Origin of the sequence: Flavobacterium sp. W22_SRS_FK3 (genome assembly GCF_052113665.1) — a bacterium.
Taxonomy (GTDB): domain Bacteria; phylum Bacteroidota; class Bacteroidia; order Flavobacteriales; family Flavobacteriaceae; genus Flavobacterium.
The window spans coordinates 84,591-100,589 of record NZ_JBGQOF010000012.1; the positions used below are offsets into that span (position 1 = coordinate 84,591).

General features: G+C 33.5%; 17 protein-coding genes. 13 read left to right on the forward strand and 4 right to left on the reverse strand.

All coding sequences use genetic code 11. The features are described from left to right. A complete protein-coding gene (metG, locus tag ACEN2I_RS13305; RefSeq protein ID WP_441766588.1) occupies positions 1 to 2,136 on the reverse strand; it encodes a methionine--tRNA ligase in 2,136 nt (711 codons plus the stop codon). A 471-nt stretch (positions 2,137 to 2,607) separates the two neighbouring features. Between metG and ACEN2I_RS13310 the strand changes: the two genes are divergently transcribed. After that, positions 2,608 to 2,835: a CDGSH iron-sulfur domain-containing protein gene (locus ACEN2I_RS13310; RefSeq protein WP_441766589.1), complete on the forward strand. Its 228-nt coding sequence runs from the start codon at positions 2,608 to 2,610 to the stop codon at positions 2,833 to 2,835. A gap of 365 nt (positions 2,836 to 3,200) precedes the next feature. Here ACEN2I_RS13310 and ACEN2I_RS13315 read toward each other — a convergent pair whose 3' ends face one another. The 3 genes from ACEN2I_RS13315 to ACEN2I_RS13325 all read right to left on the reverse strand — a co-directional run bounded on the left by ACEN2I_RS13315 (position 3,201) and on the right by ACEN2I_RS13325 (position 4,957). Continuing rightward, positions 3,201 to 3,380: a hypothetical protein gene (locus tag ACEN2I_RS13315; protein ID WP_441766590.1), complete on the reverse strand. Its 180-nt coding sequence runs from the start codon at positions 3,378 to 3,380 to the stop codon at positions 3,201 to 3,203. 4 nt (positions 3,381 to 3,384) lie between these two features. Further along, the gene (locus tag ACEN2I_RS13320; protein WP_441766591.1) at positions 3,385 to 4,287 is read right to left on the reverse strand and encodes a PhzF family phenazine biosynthesis protein; all 903 of its coding nucleotides are present in this window, start codon (positions 4,285 to 4,287) and stop codon (positions 3,385 to 3,387) included. Between the two features lie 88 nt (positions 4,288 to 4,375). Continuing rightward, a complete protein-coding gene (locus ACEN2I_RS13325) occupies positions 4,376 to 4,957 on the reverse strand; it encodes a YdeI/OmpD-associated family protein (RefSeq protein ID WP_441766592.1) in 582 nt (193 codons plus the stop codon). A gap of 494 nt (positions 4,958 to 5,451) precedes the next feature. Here ACEN2I_RS13325 and ACEN2I_RS13330 point away from each other — a divergent pair, with 494 nt between their 5' ends. The 12 genes from ACEN2I_RS13330 (at position 5,452) to ACEN2I_RS13385 (ending at position 15,941) form a co-directional block, all read left to right on the forward strand. Further along, the gene (locus ACEN2I_RS13330; protein ID WP_441766593.1) at positions 5,452 to 5,712 is read left to right on the forward strand and encodes a hypothetical protein; all 261 of its coding nucleotides are present in this window, start codon (positions 5,452 to 5,454) and stop codon (positions 5,710 to 5,712) included. A gap of 530 nt (positions 5,713 to 6,242) precedes the next feature. Further along, positions 6,243 to 6,713 (forward strand): hypothetical protein, encoded by a 471-nt coding sequence (locus ACEN2I_RS13335; RefSeq protein ID WP_441766594.1) that lies wholly within the window; start codon positions 6,243 to 6,245, stop codon positions 6,711 to 6,713. 155 nt (positions 6,714 to 6,868) lie between these two features. After that, the gene (locus ACEN2I_RS13340) at positions 6,869 to 7,036 is read left to right on the forward strand and encodes a hypothetical protein (RefSeq protein ID WP_441766595.1); all 168 of its coding nucleotides are present in this window, start codon (positions 6,869 to 6,871) and stop codon (positions 7,034 to 7,036) included. A 70-nt stretch (positions 7,037 to 7,106) separates the two neighbouring features. Next, on the forward strand, positions 7,107 to 7,649 hold the full coding sequence (locus ACEN2I_RS13345) for a DMP19 family protein (RefSeq protein ID WP_441766596.1): 543 nt from the start codon (positions 7,107 to 7,109) through the stop codon (positions 7,647 to 7,649). A 159-nt stretch (positions 7,650 to 7,808) separates the two neighbouring features. After that, positions 7,809 to 8,375: a hypothetical protein gene (locus tag ACEN2I_RS13350; RefSeq protein WP_441766597.1), complete on the forward strand. Its 567-nt coding sequence runs from the start codon at positions 7,809 to 7,811 to the stop codon at positions 8,373 to 8,375. 44 nt (positions 8,376 to 8,419) lie between these two features. Further along, on the forward strand, positions 8,420 to 9,970 hold the full coding sequence (locus ACEN2I_RS13355) for a patatin-like phospholipase family protein (RefSeq protein WP_441766598.1): 1,551 nt from the start codon (positions 8,420 to 8,422) through the stop codon (positions 9,968 to 9,970). 91 nt (positions 9,971 to 10,061) lie between these two features. Then, a complete protein-coding gene (locus ACEN2I_RS13360) occupies positions 10,062 to 10,985 on the forward strand; it encodes a hypothetical protein (protein WP_441766599.1) in 924 nt (307 codons plus the stop codon). Positions 10,986 to 11,219: 234 nt separating this feature from the next. Further along, entirely contained in the window at positions 11,220 to 12,491 is a 1,272-nt protein-coding gene (gene serS / locus ACEN2I_RS13365) for a serine--tRNA ligase (RefSeq protein WP_441766600.1), read from the forward strand. Positions 12,492 to 12,582: 91 nt separating this feature from the next. After that, positions 12,583 to 13,416 carry a prolipoprotein diacylglyceryl transferase gene (lgt, locus tag ACEN2I_RS13370; protein WP_441766601.1) on the forward strand — a complete coding sequence of 278 codons (834 nt, stop codon included), beginning with the start codon at positions 12,583 to 12,585 and terminating at the stop codon, positions 13,414 to 13,416. A 55-nt stretch (positions 13,417 to 13,471) separates the two neighbouring features. Next, the gene (locus tag ACEN2I_RS13375; RefSeq protein WP_441766602.1) at positions 13,472 to 15,253 is read left to right on the forward strand and encodes a tetratricopeptide repeat protein; all 1,782 of its coding nucleotides are present in this window, start codon (positions 13,472 to 13,474) and stop codon (positions 15,251 to 15,253) included. Positions 15,254 to 15,307: 54 nt separating this feature from the next. Continuing rightward, the gene (locus ACEN2I_RS13380) at positions 15,308 to 15,619 is read left to right on the forward strand and encodes a DUF4286 family protein (RefSeq protein WP_441766603.1); all 312 of its coding nucleotides are present in this window, start codon (positions 15,308 to 15,310) and stop codon (positions 15,617 to 15,619) included. A 40-nt stretch (positions 15,620 to 15,659) separates the two neighbouring features. Then, complete coding sequence (locus ACEN2I_RS13385) at positions 15,660 to 15,941, forward strand: hypothetical protein (protein WP_441766604.1); 282 nt, start codon at positions 15,660 to 15,662, stop codon at positions 15,939 to 15,941. Positions 15,942 to 15,999 lie beyond the last annotated feature (58 nt).

The window sequence follows — 15,999 nt, forward strand, 5'->3', positions numbered from 1 at the left end:
TTAGTTGACCGTTTCCCCATTCGGTGCATCAGCATCCGGATTAATAAAAACCAATTTTCCTTCAGCATTGGTTGTCATCAAAATCATTCCCTGGCTTTCAACGCCACGTAACGCTCTTGGAGCCAAATTAGCTAAAACTGAAACACGTTTTCCGATAATTTCTTCCGGAGAAAAACTTTCGGCAATTCCGGAAACTATGGTGCGAACATCAATTCCGGTATCTACTTTTAGCACCAGAAGTTTATTCGCTTTTGGCATTTTTTCTGCTTCCAGAATAGTTCCAACACGAATGTCCATTTTAGCGAAATCTTCAAACTGAATTAATTCTTTTTGTGGTTCCGGCTGTTTGCTTTCGGCAAGATTAGCAGTTTTTGTAGCTTCCAATTTGTCTATTTGTTTTTGTATTTCTTCATCTTCTATTTTGGCAAAAAGCAATTCGGCTTCGCTAATTTTATGTCCTGCCGGAATTAAATCTGAATTCTCAGCAATATCATTCCAGCCTAATGTTTTATCAATAATAATGTCTTTTGCATCACGATTTTTCTCTTTAAGAAACTTGCTAAATCCCTCAAAATACTCTTTAAGATCACCTAAATTCAGAATTTTAGACAATTTAGCAGCAGTAAATGGCAAAAATGGTTCAGCTAAAACGCTTAAAGCCGCCGCAATTTGCAGCGCCACATACATCTGCGTTTTTACTCTTTCAGGATTGTCTTTCATGACTTTCCAGGGCTCTTCGTCTGCTAAATATTTATTACCTAAACGAGCCACATTCATCAACTCTCCCAACGCTTCACGGAATCGGTATCGCTCTACTGAACTTGAAATCACAGCCGGATACGCCTTTAATTCTGCTAAAGTTTGTTCGTCAACTTCAGATAATTCATTTGGTTTTGGAACAATACCGTCATAATATTTGTTGGTTAAAACGACAACTCGATTTATGAAATTACCGAAAATCGCAACCAATTCGTTGTTGTTTCTCGCCTGAAAATCTTTCCATGTAAAATCGTTATCCTTAGTTTCTGGAGCGTTTGAGGTTAAGGCATAACGCAAAACGTCTTGTTTCTCCGGAAATTCTTCTAAATATTCGTGCAGCCAAACCGCCCAGTTTTTAGAAGTTGAAAGTTTATTTCCTTCCAGATTCAAAAACTCATTTGCAGGCACATTGTCTGGTAAAATATAGCTTCCTTCAGCTTTCAGCATTGCCGGGAAAATGATACAGTGAAAAACAATGTTGTCTTTCCCGATAAAGTGAACCAGTTTCGTGTGTTCATCTTTCCAATACGGTTCCCAGTCTTTCCCTTCGCGGGCGGCCCATTCTTTTGTAGATGAAATGTACCCGATAGGCGCATCAAACCAAACATATAATTTTTTTCCTACGGCACCTTCAACCGGAACATCAATTCCCCAATCAAGATCACGTGTTACGGCACGGGGTTCTAATCCGCCATCAACCCACGATTTAACTTGACCGTAAACATTCGGTTTCCAATCGTTTTTATGTCCAACCAAAATCCATTCTGTTAGGAAATCAGTATATCTGTCAAGCGGTAAAAACCAGTGTTTTGTTGACTTTAAAATAGGAGTTTCTCCGGTAATCGTCGATTTCGGGTTAATCAAATCCGTAGCATTCAAAGTCGATCCGCATTTTTCGCACTGATCACCGTACGCTTCCGGATTATCACATTTCGGACAAGTTCCTACCACAAAGCGGTCTGCCAAAAACTGATCTGCTTTTGCATCATACAATTGTTCTGTGACTTCTTCAATAAAATCACCCTTATCATACAAAGTCCTAAAAAATTCCTGAGCCGTATCATGATGAATTTTAGCCGAAGTTCTGGAATAATTATCAAACGAAATTCCAAAATCAGCGAATGATTTTCTGATAATTCCGTCATATTTATCAATAACTTCCTGCGGCGTAACGCCTTCTTTTTTGGCTTTCATCGAAATCGCAACGCCATGTTCATCACTTCCGCAAATAAACGCAACATCTTTTCCCTGCAAACGCAAGTATCTCGAATAAATATCGGCTGGCACGTAAACCCCCGCCAAATGCCCAATATGAATAGGTCCGTTGGTGTAAGGCAATGCCGCCGTAATAGTATATCTTTTAGGATTCTGTATCATATGTTGATATTATTGTTTTTCACTTGTCATATGTAATTCGCTAATTAAATTTGGTGTTACTACCCTAATTTTGGTTTCGCTCATTTCATCTTTCAATTTTATTGAGTGCAAAAATAAGCAATAGTATTGAGAGTTTTATGGTTTTTTAAGGAGCTATTTCCAGCTATCCGTTACAATCTTTTGTGGCGAACCCCGCCACAAAAGGATTTTCACTTCTATCTGGGCTAAGAAACCTGTTTTCATAAGAGCGTTTTTGTTACAGTTTGTTCATTTCGATTGGACATGTAATTCGACAAAAATTAACAAATTTAAGTACGGAGTTTGTGGTGTGATTTCTCCTTCCGTCAAATGGACAAGATCGTGGGAATGGCGATTAAAATAGAACCAATTTAAACTAGCGCTGAAGACATAAAAACTATTAAAAAGTGCAATATATTTTGCAACCTTTGCACCAGAAAAACAAACAATCTTATGAGCAAGACAAAACTTATCATCAATAAAAACGGGTCAATCAAAATCGAAGGTGATTTTGAAATCATGGATCAGGACGGAACAATTTACGGACTACAAGGAAGACAAGCTTTAGGGCTTTGTCGTTGCGGACAATCGGCAAACAAGCCTTTTTGCGATGGTGCACACCGAAATACTTTTGAATGCGAAGCAAAAGCATTTGATTTACCGCCAATGAAAACCAAGTAAGAAATTTTTTTCTTAATAAGATTTAAAGCTGCATTTTTTAGTGCAGCTTTTTTTTGATTCGTGATTTTTAATTATAAATTCAACAACCTCTTTAAAGTATTCTTTCAAATTTCTGAAAGGATGTTCACCTGGATGCCAATTTGAAAATTTCCAGTATTTTCAGTCTTCGTTTTTTGATTCTGGAGGCAGTAATAAAAAACATTGTTCTTCTTCAATGCCTGCAACCAGTATCGCATTTTGTAATTCTGGTAAATAACAATAAGCTTCGATTGCAAAAGCTTCGATGTTTTTTAAGAAATCAATATTTTTGATATTTTCAAAACGTGGTTCTATCTCATTTGGTGCAGAAAAACCATTAGTTATCTTTATAAACTCAATGTAATATTTGGTAATTTTATACCGAGCTTGTTTTCAGTTTCACTTATTTGTTTTTCAGTTGCAGGAATAATTCCTAACCAATTATTTTCAATTTGCTCTGGTGTGAAATTGAAATCCTCATACTTAATTGCCTTTTCAGAAATACTAATTAGTAATTTTTTCATCATTGTTTTATAAATAGAGCTCACCTTTCATCGTAATAATCGAAGAGCCGCCCACCAAAATATCATTTTCCCGATTCATAACTTCAATCAGCGAAGGCTGGTTTAATTTGACGCCCTGCAAAATCTTATATTCGGTATTGGGTTTAGTAAACTTTTTTTGAGTTAAAAAGCCAATTAATGACCCCGCAGCTGTTCCTGTGGCCGGATCCTCATATATTCCAATTATCGGATTGAAAAATCGGGCTTCGGCAATATTTCCCTGATTTTGATCTGAAATTGTAAAGCAATAAAATCCTTCAAACTTATATTCTTTTGAAATTTCAATCAAAAGCTGATTGTCAGGAACACAGTCATTAAGTATCTGACTACTTTTTATAGGAACCATCGTGTGGGCAACTTCTGTTTTAACAATTGTCGGTACAAAATCATTGCTGTCTAAATCTTCCATTTTCAATCCCAGCGCCACAGCCAGTTTATAAGTGGGAATTTCGGCAATCACTATCGCTGGTTTTTGATGCATTTGTACGACAGGATATTGGGTTACCGGATCAAAACTTACGGTTACCGGAATTGGGGAATGCTTCATGATAACAAAACGATTGTGTTCCTGTTGCTCCTCAAAAACGGGTATTTTTTTTAGTAAAGCACCGCAGACAGCTCCAAGTAAATTATGTCCTGCTCCGTCAATTTCAATTCCCGTAGGGGTAAACGAACGAACATTTAATGCCTTTTCTGTTTTAGAATAATAAATGAAAGAAGTTTCAGAATAACCAAATTCTTTAGAAATATTCTGGTAAGTTTCTAAGTCTAAATTGCCATCAGTAAAAACAACTGAAAGTGGATTTCCTTTATAGCTTTCGTTTGAAAACACATCTAAAACGTAATATTTCAGTACTTTTCTTTCCCTCATTGAAACTTTTTTTGAATTTAATAAAAGTACTATTTATTAAGGTTTAATCAAAGGCAAATAAGTTCTGGTTGATAGCATTTGATTTTGGTTAATCATTCAGTCCTTTTCCGATAAGAATTTTCGGTATTGATTTTTCAACTCTTGATTCTCTTGTTTTAGATTGTTTGGGTGCAGAAAAAAATAATTTATAAGCTTTCTGTCGTCCGGGTGTCAGGGCTTCAAAGGCAGTTTTTAAATCCGGATTATCATCTAATTTTTTTTGAAATTCTGCTGCAGTTTCAAAATCTTCGGTTTTTTTGAATTCGAATTTCACGCCTGCTTTTTCGACTTCGACAGCCTGATAAATATACTTTTTCAAAACAGGTTCCAGTTTGATTATCTGATGTAGATTTTTAAATCTAATTTGTCGGGCTAACTGTACATTTGCCGATTGTTGTATTAAAACGGCCTCAGTGTCTTTTAATAAAGCACCTTTGAAGAACAAAAGCGCACAATATTCTTTAAAATCATGAATTAAAACGATGTTGTTTTTTTGATAAGTGTAGCATGGAGTTCCCCACTTTAATTCTTCTGTAAGCTGACAGTCCAGAATAATTGTTCTTAATTTCCTGGTTTCTTTTTGCCACTTTTCGTTTTGGCTAAAATAAAAATCAACTTTAGTATTATTCATTTTATTCTTAATTTAATAGCCTTTAAAAGTTTGACTTACGTGCAAATACTTATGTAAGAAATAATATCTATAAAAACAAAAATACGAATAAATTAGAAATGGTTTTGAATGTCTTTTACTGGAATATAAAAATGGTGTTCCAATTGAATAACTTCACCGGTTACAATAAGAAATTTTCGATACAGCTATATCTGTCTTGAAGTCACCGATAATCAATTTTACATCACCAGATCTTATATTCGGGAGCATTATTAAAAACGACTATTCATCCAATTAATTCGGGCGTTTTTGAATTCTTTATAATGGTGGTTCGTCGACCATGATAAATGAAATAAAAAGAATATGGAAATAATAAAGGCAGAATAGCTTTTCCTGTAAAATACTAATTACGTTTAATTATGTAAGCAGTTATTTCAATTATATAAAATAAAATAGCTGCAACACTGTAATTTTAAAATCATTAAAATATAAAGATGATTTAATAAAATAAAATTATGGAAAATTTAATTAATCAAGAAAATCTTGAGGACATCAGAGAACTTATTGAAAGTAAAATTGCCGATGTGCCGGGCAGTTATATACTCATAGGAGCAATCGGTTCCTTGCTTTTGTCATCTTACCTTTCTAAAACAGGCAAAAAACAGGCTGCATCTGTTATTGGAAAATTAGCTGTTCCCATAATAGGAATCGGACTTGCCAAATACAAGGATGTGATAAAGTCAGAGATAGAAAATCAGTTGGAAGCTGCTCAATAAGTCTTAATAATTTAAAAAGCTGCTTTGTTTGAGTTCTAACTTTTTAAAAAAGCCTGTAAATTTTGTATTTGCAGGTTTTTTATTCAAATTAATTACGTTTGGCAATATTTTGTTGTCTAAATTCATTTAGACTTTATTTTATTATTATCCCCTGACTCAAACATTTTTTAAATTGGTTTCATCACCACTTTTTACGCCAGTTTGCCGGTAATTCTTCCTGTTATATAAGTCCACCTGCAAGATGTTAAGTATAGTGAGTGTTTGCAGGTGCTTAAGAACATTTATAATAGTTCGGGTTGTCTTTTCGACAAGAGTTAATAATGCTTTCTATTTTTATAGTATAAATAATCTACTTATGAAAACGTGAGCTTTAGGGATAGCAGGAGATAACCCGCAGGCTGGCGAAGGAAGTGCGAGGACTTGGAGCGAATAGCCCGACCCTGAGGGAACGCCAAAAAATAGTTTCTCGAAATTGTCTTTTTGTAAGGAATAACTATATATTTGGGATATATAAATTAAAGCCAAATCAAATGAAAATTTTAAAGAAAGTTATGTTTTTAGCTATTGCAGTTTTTGCATTAGCTTTGTCGTCTTGCAGTAGTAATGATTCAGATGAGAATCAAACGGAGACAGATTATATTAAATTTAAATACAAAGGCACTACTTATACTTTTGATTCCGGATATCAGAGTTCTTTGACTTTAGATGTAATAGGTTCTGAAGGGATAGATAATACATACAAACAAATTACATTATGGATGCCGTTAGATGCTTCAGTTGGAAGTCATCCTGTTGTTTATGATTTATCAAATTTGACAACGACTTATCAGGCAAGTTTTACTTTCATGGGTACTGATAATACTTTTAACGCAACATCAGGGACAATTAAAATTACGGCTAATAATAATGAAAGAATTGAAGGAACATTTAATTTTTCCGGTATTATGAATGGACAAGCTGTTGAGGTTACCGATGGAAAGTTTAGTATATCTCAGTTTTAAAAAATAAGTATTACAATAATTTAAACAGTAGTAAGCAAAAGTTTACTACTGTTTTTTTATGAACTATTTTTGGTTTTAATATCGGTTGAACTTGTAATCCTTTCTTAGCATCAGTTTCTTATATTTGCAAACGCAATTAAAGAAGAGTGAAAATCATGGCAAAAGGACCCGAAAAAAATAACAAAAACAAGGCTTTGCATACCAAATTGCTAAATCGGAAAAAAGCGAAACTTCGAGAAGAAAAAACAGAACGCGCTTTGCGTTTGAAAGCATTGGTTGCAAAAATCAATGAACAGCAGAAGAACGAAGGTCGTGCTATATAAATCAGATTGTATTTCGTTTCTGTTTTAATTTAGCCGAAATTTGCAAAATAATCCCAAAACAAAAATCAAAATGGAGGAATTTGGTAGAATAATAGTTTCTGAAACGGCAGTGAACAGTGAAAATCTTCAGGATGTTATTCACTCAAATATTTCGGTAATTAATTTAATGCGTGAAGAGGGTGTCGACGACGAGTTCATTCATGAAGATGCTTTGATGAGTTATTATCTTGATTATTACTGGTCGCAATACGCTGAAGGAAATTTTGCTCAATTCGTTTATAAATCGGGTTGGAATAGAGAACTGAACGAACTTATAGAAGAAGGTTTGGCACTGATTGGTGCCGAAAAACATTTAGAATTGTTTCAACAGCAAAGCAAAAAAGTCAGATTGATGAGCAGTGTAAAACTGAATAAATTTGTAAGCGGAAAATTTGAAGGAGTGAATCCGGTTCGCGATTCTTTAAATAATGATACTTTTTATGAACTTGAAGAAAATCTGATTACTTTGAATGCTAATTTCCTTAAAAACCATCCTGATTTTGAAGTGCTTTCTGTAGATGATATGTTTGCAACTTTGGAGCAATATGTGGGGCATGAGATTAAGCGTGCTTAATGTTTTTTTGTTTAACAGAGATTCACGAAGTTTTTCGCGGATTCGAAAAAGAGTTTTTGAAATAACTTTGTGAATCTCTGTGAAATAATTATATTCTCAATCGCTTGTTTTCCAAATAATTGAATTAACTTTATTTCTTTATAAGATATATTTAATTTTATGGAAGAATTTGCACATATTAAATCCATTATCGGTATTATTCTCGGTTTAAGTTTAACACATCTTATTAAGGGATCGGTTATTTTTATTCAGCATCCAGGACGAAAGAAAATCTATTTTGTACACTCGCTTTGGGTATTTTATGTTTTTTTGCTGATTATACATTTTTGGTGGTGGGAGTTTAATCTCAAACTGATAACCGAATGGTATTTTATCGATTACTTTTTTATAATCTGTTATATACTGATCTACTATTTGTTATGTGCTATTCTTTATCCGGACGATTTAGCAGATTATACAGGATATAAGGATTATTTTTATTCTCGTAAAAACTGGTTTTTTGCTATTCTGGCAGTAAGTTTTATCGCTGATGTGATTGATACAGCAATTAAAGGTGGCGATTATTTTTTATACAATCAAACAGAATATTATGTTCGAATTATCAGTCATGTTTTACTTTGTTTAGTTGCGATAAAATTTCATAACAAATTTTTTCATACAGTCTTGGCTATTTTTTTCATTGTATATGAGCTTTCTTATATTTTAAGATTGTTTAATATTGAATAAAGACAGATTATGTATTTTTAAAATCTAAATTAATTGTCCTCAAGATGAAAAATAAAAAACTGCAATTGTTTTTCTTGTTTCTTATTTTTTTGAATAAAGGGTTTTCTCAAAACAAAATCAATCTTTTTTCAGAGATCAACTACAATTCGATTCCACAAGTTTCATTGAATGATTATAAATCGGTTCAGGAACGTAATTCTCTTTATCAGAATCCCAATATTGCTTTGGGAATCGGTATTTCAGGTGGGGGATCGAGAGCACAGTTTTTTAGTATGGGTGTGCTTTTGGGACTTGAAGAAATTGAAGAAGGTTATGCACACCGTAATTTTCTAAATGAGACTGATTATTTCTCTACCGTTTCGGGAGGCTGTTATTCTGCCGGTTATTATTTAACAATTCTTAAAAATATATTGTATAAGGAAAATTGTTCGTTTAATGAATTTTACTTTTCTAAAGCCGATGCTTATAAGGATTATGTACATAAATCGACCACGATTTTATCTCTTCTGAATAATAGCAGGAATGAAAAAGGAGACAAAATATCTATGACCCAGCGATTAGATTTGGAGGTTTTGCAGTATGATATTTCTAATCCCGAAAATCCGGGCAAGTTTAAAACTCAAATGCTTTTGTCTGATTTTTTTGTTTCTAAAGAAAGTACAAACACACCATATTTACCCATGATGGTCGCTAATGGCACTGCATACAACAACGGAGAACGTTTTCCGTTCATGCCGCACATTATAAAAAATCTGAATTTAAATGCATCATTGGCGCCCAACAAAGCCCCCATCTCATTAAACGGTGATGAAATAAACGACGGCTATGATTTTCCGCTTACGTATTGCATTACGGCGAGTTCTGCTTTTCCGGGCGTACTTCCAAAAGTGAAATTCGGAGTTAAAAACCATGAAAAAATATTGTGTATTATTGATGGCGGTGCTTCTGATAATATGGGTTATAAGACTTTAATAGAATTGCTTTACAATGATTCGAAAGTAGATAATAAAAATAAAAAAGCACTTTTTATTGATTGTCTGGGACAAGGAAAAAAAGAACCTTACATTAACGATGAAAAAATAAAATTGATAACCTTATTGGAAACGGCATCTTTATATACGGTTCAAACCCGATATATGACTTTTGAAAGAGATGTTGAAAATTTGCTGGAACGTTACAAAATACCGGTTTCAAATTATCAGGTTATTGGTTTTACTACTTTACGTGATTATTTGCTAAAGCAGAAAAAAGACCAATCGTATGAAAAAAAAGTTACAGAACTAAAAAATACTGATGATGAATATGGAAATTGGCTGAAGTTTCATGATAATTTTAAAGAGAATCTAATTAATCAGTTTGGAGAACTTAGTTTTAGAAAAGACAAGTATGGGGAAATAATTTTATCTACATTGAAACGGGATAGATTTAGTAAATTAAATGCTGAAGATATTTTAATTTTATATGAATTCTCTTCACATGTAGAGACAAAATTAAAAATAAATCCTGAAGAAAGAGAAATGCTATTGCTGGCAGGGCGTCTGGCGACTTTTTTAAAAGCCAATGAATTAAAAGAATTGTTGACAGAGCATAAGTAGTTTAAAAAAAGATATTTATCAGATTTTATTTAAAATGCTTAGTAAGAATGTTTTATATTTGAAAGCCCCCTAACAATAAAATCAAAAAACAATGAAAATTAAAACCTACTTAATTATCATCGGTACTTTTCTGTTCTTCAGCTCCTGCGATAAAAATAAAAAGAAAGTCATTGATGGAAAAGAAACTCGTTTATCAGAACACTTTCATGCTGAAGATCTTAAACCAAAACACGTCAAAAAACTTATTTTTAAAGACAATGAAGATATAGTATTATCTGATGAATTGGATTTGGATCTCTTAAAAAAGGTAACCTTAAATTTGAATATCAGGTATTCTGACTTAAAAATGCAAGAGACGACTTCTGTTAATTATATGGATGAGATTGCATTTTTTGTCATCACTTATCTGGTCAATACGGAGGAACAAGGGAAAGAAGCAGAAGAGAATGATCTTGGGGATTATTTCGAAAGGAAATACCTTTTTGTCAATAAAGCAGACGGCAAAATCATAGATCAGGAAACCGATTTTAATTTGAGCTATAATGAAAATGAAGGGATGCATTTTTCGAAAACCTATATTCTTAAAAATCTAATGCAGCTAAACGATAATACGTCAGGCGTTGCGTTTTATACCAAAGAAAGTTCAGGAAGCCGGGTTGCTTTATATTCGCAGCAAAAATTTACAATAATTGCATTGGTAAATAATAAAATTAAAAAACTCTTATACGAATATCCAATCAGAAAGACCCAGGGAGATTCAAATGGCAGAGGCTCTTTTGAAATGGAAACCTTAGAGACCGGTCTGATCATTTCTGATGAGGAAACAAATGGTTTTTTGGATTTAATCGTTTCAAAAAACTTTGTATACGAAGTTGTGGTTGAAGGAGATTCAGAAGAAGAAACAGAAAAACAGCGTAGTCTGAAAGTTAAAAAAGAATCGGAAAGAATAAAATATAACGGTAAAACGTATGTGTTTAAAAAAGATGACAGATATAGATTTCTGGATTATAATTAAATATAAATTTAAGAACCATCATTTACGCATTGTTTGATAGTGCTTTTATGTCTTTTTGAGAAACAGAATTGATCTTTCCTAAGGAAAAAAATCGGTAATGTCTGTGCAGCTTTCGCGCAACTCTGCGCAACAACCTTCAGAATATACTTTCCTTTAAAACTTTGTCGTAATCTTAGGAAACATTTCCTTAAATTTGCTTCCGTTATAAAGATACAATAGTATAAAAACCAAGCTATGTTACAAATCGCATTTATTAGAGAAAATCAGGAAAAAGTAATCAAGGCTTTAGCAAAACGAAATATCGATGCTAAAAGCGTTGTGGAAGAAGTGGTGCAACTAGACGAAAACCGTCGCGCAACTCAGGCAGAATTAGACAATACTTTAGCTGAATCTAATAAATTATCCAAGGATATCGGCGAATTAATGAAAGCAGGTGAGAAATCGAAAGCCGCAATCTTAAAAGAAAAAACCGTTTCATTAAAAGAAAAAAGCAAAGAATTAGGCGAAAAAGCAGAAGCTTTGGCAACAGAATTGACCAATAAACTATATACATTACCCAATCTTCCGGCAGATATTGTTCCTGAAGGAAAAACACCTGAAGAAAACCTAAATGTTTTTGAAGAAGGAGAAATTCCGGTTTTACACGAAGGCGCACAGCCTCACTGGGAGTTGGTAAAAAAATACGATATCATCGATTTTGAATTGGGTGTAAAAATCACAGGTGCAGGATTTCCGGTTTATAAAGGAAAAGGTGCTCGTTTACAGCGCGCTTTGATCAATTACTTTTTAGACAAAAATACAGCTGCAGGATATAATGAAGTTCAGGTGCCGCATTTGGTAAACGAAGCTTCTGGTTATGGAACAGGGCAATTGCCGGATAAAGAAGGGCAAATGTACCATTCGACAATTGATGATTTATATTTGATTCCGACTGCTGAGGTTCCGGTTACGAATTTATTTCGCGATGTACTTTTGACAGAAACAGAATTGCCGGTTTTATACACAGCTTATACTCCATGTTTCCGTCGTGAAGCAGGTTCTTACGGAGCGCACGTTCGCGGATTAAACCGTTTACACCAATTTGACAAGGTGGAAATTGTAAGAGTTGAACATCCGGATAAGTCTTATGAAGCGCTTGACGGAATGGTAGAGCACGTAAAAAACATTTTGCAGGAATTGAAATTACCTTACAGAATTTTACGTTTGTGTGGTGGTGACATGGGTTTTACATCAGCTTTGACTTATGATTTTGAAGTGTTTTCTACAGCGCAGGATCGTTGGTTAGAAATTAGTTCAGTGTCTAATTTTGAAACTTTCCAGGCAAATCGTCTGAAATTACGTTTCAAAGACAAAGACGGAAAAAACCAACTGGCTCATACGCTTAATGGTAGTTCATTGGCGTTGCCAAGAGTTTTGGCCGGAATTTTAGAAAATTGCCAAACTCCGGAAGGAATCGTAATTCCAGAAGTTTTACGCCCTTACTGCGGATTTGATATTATAAATTAAATTTACAGAGTTCTATAATCAAACCTAACACGTTTTATAACCTGTTAGGTTTTCTTAATTTTAATAAAGAATCAAAAAAACAGAAAGAGAGATGAATGGAGTTTTAAATTGGAATGTTGATCCTGTAATTGTAATGATAACAGATAGTTTTCCTTTAAAATATTATGGAGCTCTCTTTGCCTGTGGATTATTATTGGGTTATTATATTGTTCGAAATATTTATAAAAAAGAAAATGTATCATTAGAAAATCTCGATACTTTACTTATCTATGTTATTGTCGGGACAATTTTGGGAGCGAGATTAGGACATTGTTTGTTTTATGAACCGGCTTATTTTTTTGAACATCCGATAGAAATTCTTTTACCTATTCAGAAGATTAACGGGGCCTATGCATTTGTTGGGTTTCAAGGTTTGGCAAGTCATGGTGGAACAATAGGTGTTCTGATTGCAATGATTTTATATTGCAGGAAATACAAAGTAAAGTTTTTTTGGCTTTTAGACAGGATGGCGATTGGAGTTCCTGTTACAGGTGCTTTCATCAGATTTGGAAATTTTATGAATTCTGAAATTTATGGCAAGCCTACTGATGGAAGTTGGGGAGTAGTTTTTCAAAGAGATGATCTGATTAGGCGGCATCCAACACAATTGTATGAAGCATTTGCTTATTTGTTGATTTGTGGAATTTTGCTTTGTATGTATAAATGGGAATCAATTAGAAAGGCCAATGGATTAATTTTTGGATCATTCCTGACAATGTTGTTTTTAGCTCGATTTATCATTGAATTTTTTAAGGAAAATCAAGAAAGTTTTGAGAATGATATGATGATTAATATGGGGCAGATATTGAGTATTCCATTTATTTTAATTGGATTGGTTTTGGTTGTCTGGAAATTGAAAACAAGAAAAGAATACATTGAAATTTGATCATGCCTGAGTTTAGTTTTAGATTACTGAACACAACAACTTAAAAAATTGAAATATGAAAAACATCTTTATCTATATCGTTTTGTTGTGGTCAGTTTTTGCATTTTCTCAAAATGAACAGCTCGCTCAATATTACTACGACAAAGGCGATTTCGAAAAAGCAAAAATCAGTTACGAAGAACTTTTGAAAAGTGCGCCATCTAATACTCAGTATTTTTTAAGAACCGTTGATTGTTATCAGCAGCTGCAGCAATTCGCTATAGCCGAGAAAGCAATTCAGGAACGCTATAACAGATACAAACAAGGTGTTTTTTTGGTTGAATTGGGTTATAATTTTCAGCTTCAAAAGAATGAGGCAAAAGCCAAAAATTATTACGATCAGGCCATCGAAAAAATCAAAATCAATGCAAATGATGTTTATGGAATAGGGAATTCTTTCGAGAAAAAAGTATTGTTGGAATATGCTTTAAAAGCCTATCAGACTGCAATGCAGGTACAGCCGAACTACAATTTTAATTTCCAGATTGGAATGTTGTATGGTCAGTTGGGTAAGACCGATTTGATGATTGATCTTTTGCTGACAGAATCATTTCAAAATCCACAGAATTCTAATCTGATCCAGACCCAATTATCTCGTTTTATGCAGGGAGAAACAGATAATACTGCTTTCAAGGATGCTATGCGCAAAGCTTTAATTCTGAAAACCCAAAAAGATCAGGATGTGTTCTGGAATCATTATCTGAGTTGGTTTTATGTACAGCAGAAAGAATTTGGAAAAGCTTTTATTCAGGAAAAAGCCATTTACAAACGTGAACCGGAATCTTTGATGAGTATTGTCAATTTAAGTCAGTTTGCACTGAATGAAGATGACACAGAAACAGCTTCTGAAATTTTAAACTTTATTTTGCTGAATACTAAAGATTTGGATTTACTCATTCGGACTAATGCCAGTTTAATGCAGATTAAAATTGCTAAAGCATCTGAAACAGACTACCCGGATATTAGTGCCGAATTAGAACATTTGCTTACAACTTATGAAATAACTCCTTTTACCTTATCTTTGCAAATAATTCAGGCGCATTTCCTGGCTTTTAATTTAAAAAAGACAGACCAAGGTAAGACGATTGTAAAAAAAGCACTTGAATTAAATTTGAATGCTTATCAGCAGGCCGATGCAAAAATGGAATTGGCAGATATTTTGCTGTTGGAAGAAAAATTCAATCAGGCGTTGATTTATTATTCTCAGATTCAGTTGGATTTAAAGAATGATGTAATGTCACATGAAGCAAGCTTAAAAGCAGCCAAAACAAGTTATTTTAAAGCTGATTTTGAATGGGCTTTAAAACAATTCAAAGAATTAAAGTCGGCCAATACACAATTGATAGCCAATGACGCGCTGGAATATTTTTTATTGATAAACGACAATACAGTTGCTGACTCGACACAAACAGCATTAAAGCAGTTTGCAAAAGGAGATTTTTTACTTTATCAGAATAAAAAACCGGAGGCAATTGCACAGTTTCAGAGTATTTTAAATTCTTTCAAAGGGCAGGAAATTGAAGCTGTAACAATGTTGCGTTTAGGTAAAGTCTATGAAAGAGTTAAAGATTATAATTCGGCTTTGAGCCAATACCAGCAGATCATTGACAATCATAGCGACGGGATTTATGTTGATGAAGCGCTGTTTTTTTCCGCAGAAATTTACAATAATCAACTGAAAGATATTGAAAAGGCAAAACCTTTGTATGAAAAGGTAATTTTTAACCATCAGGACAGTATTTACTTTGTTGATGCAAGAAAGAAATACCGACAGTTGAGAGGAGATACGAATTTGTAAAATTCCAAACGACAATTTCCAAATTTCAAAAAATAAACAATAAGAAAAGACAAAATGATTATTTACAACGTTACCACCAATATACACGAGAGCGTTCACGACCAGTGGTTAAAATGGATGCAGGAAAAACACATACCAGAAATTCTGGCTACCAACAAGTTTTCTTCGGCAAGAATTGTAAAAGTTCTAATTGAAGAAGAAATGGGCGGAGTTACGTATTCCGTTCAGTATTTTACCGATAGCAAAGCTACTTTAGAAAGCTACTATCTTGAAGATGCTCCAAAGTTTCGTCAGGAAGCCTTAGAGTTGTTTGCCGATAAAATGCTTTCTTTCAGAACTGAATTGGAGGTTATTTCGGAACATTAATTTCTAGTTTTCAGTTTATAAAAATTAGCAAATTATATTTATGAATGATAAAAAACTATCCGATTACGATATATTTTTAAGAGGACAGTTGACAGTTAACGTACCGGTTGTTTTAATTATTATTATAATTGGATTTGGTTTAAGTATCCATTTTGATGTTCATTTTAAAATTGCAATGCTAATAGGTGTAATTTTAGGATGGATTTATTGGGGTTTATCGGTAAAAAGATGGATTCAATCGGCAGTTCAAAAGAATGTGGATGAAGAGAGGTTAGTTAAAATAGGAAGAAAAGGATTGTTTGTTTGGAGTGAAGTACTGTAAAAACAGTTACAAAATACAATAAAACGCCTTTATATAAATAAAGACTTTGCGTCTTAGT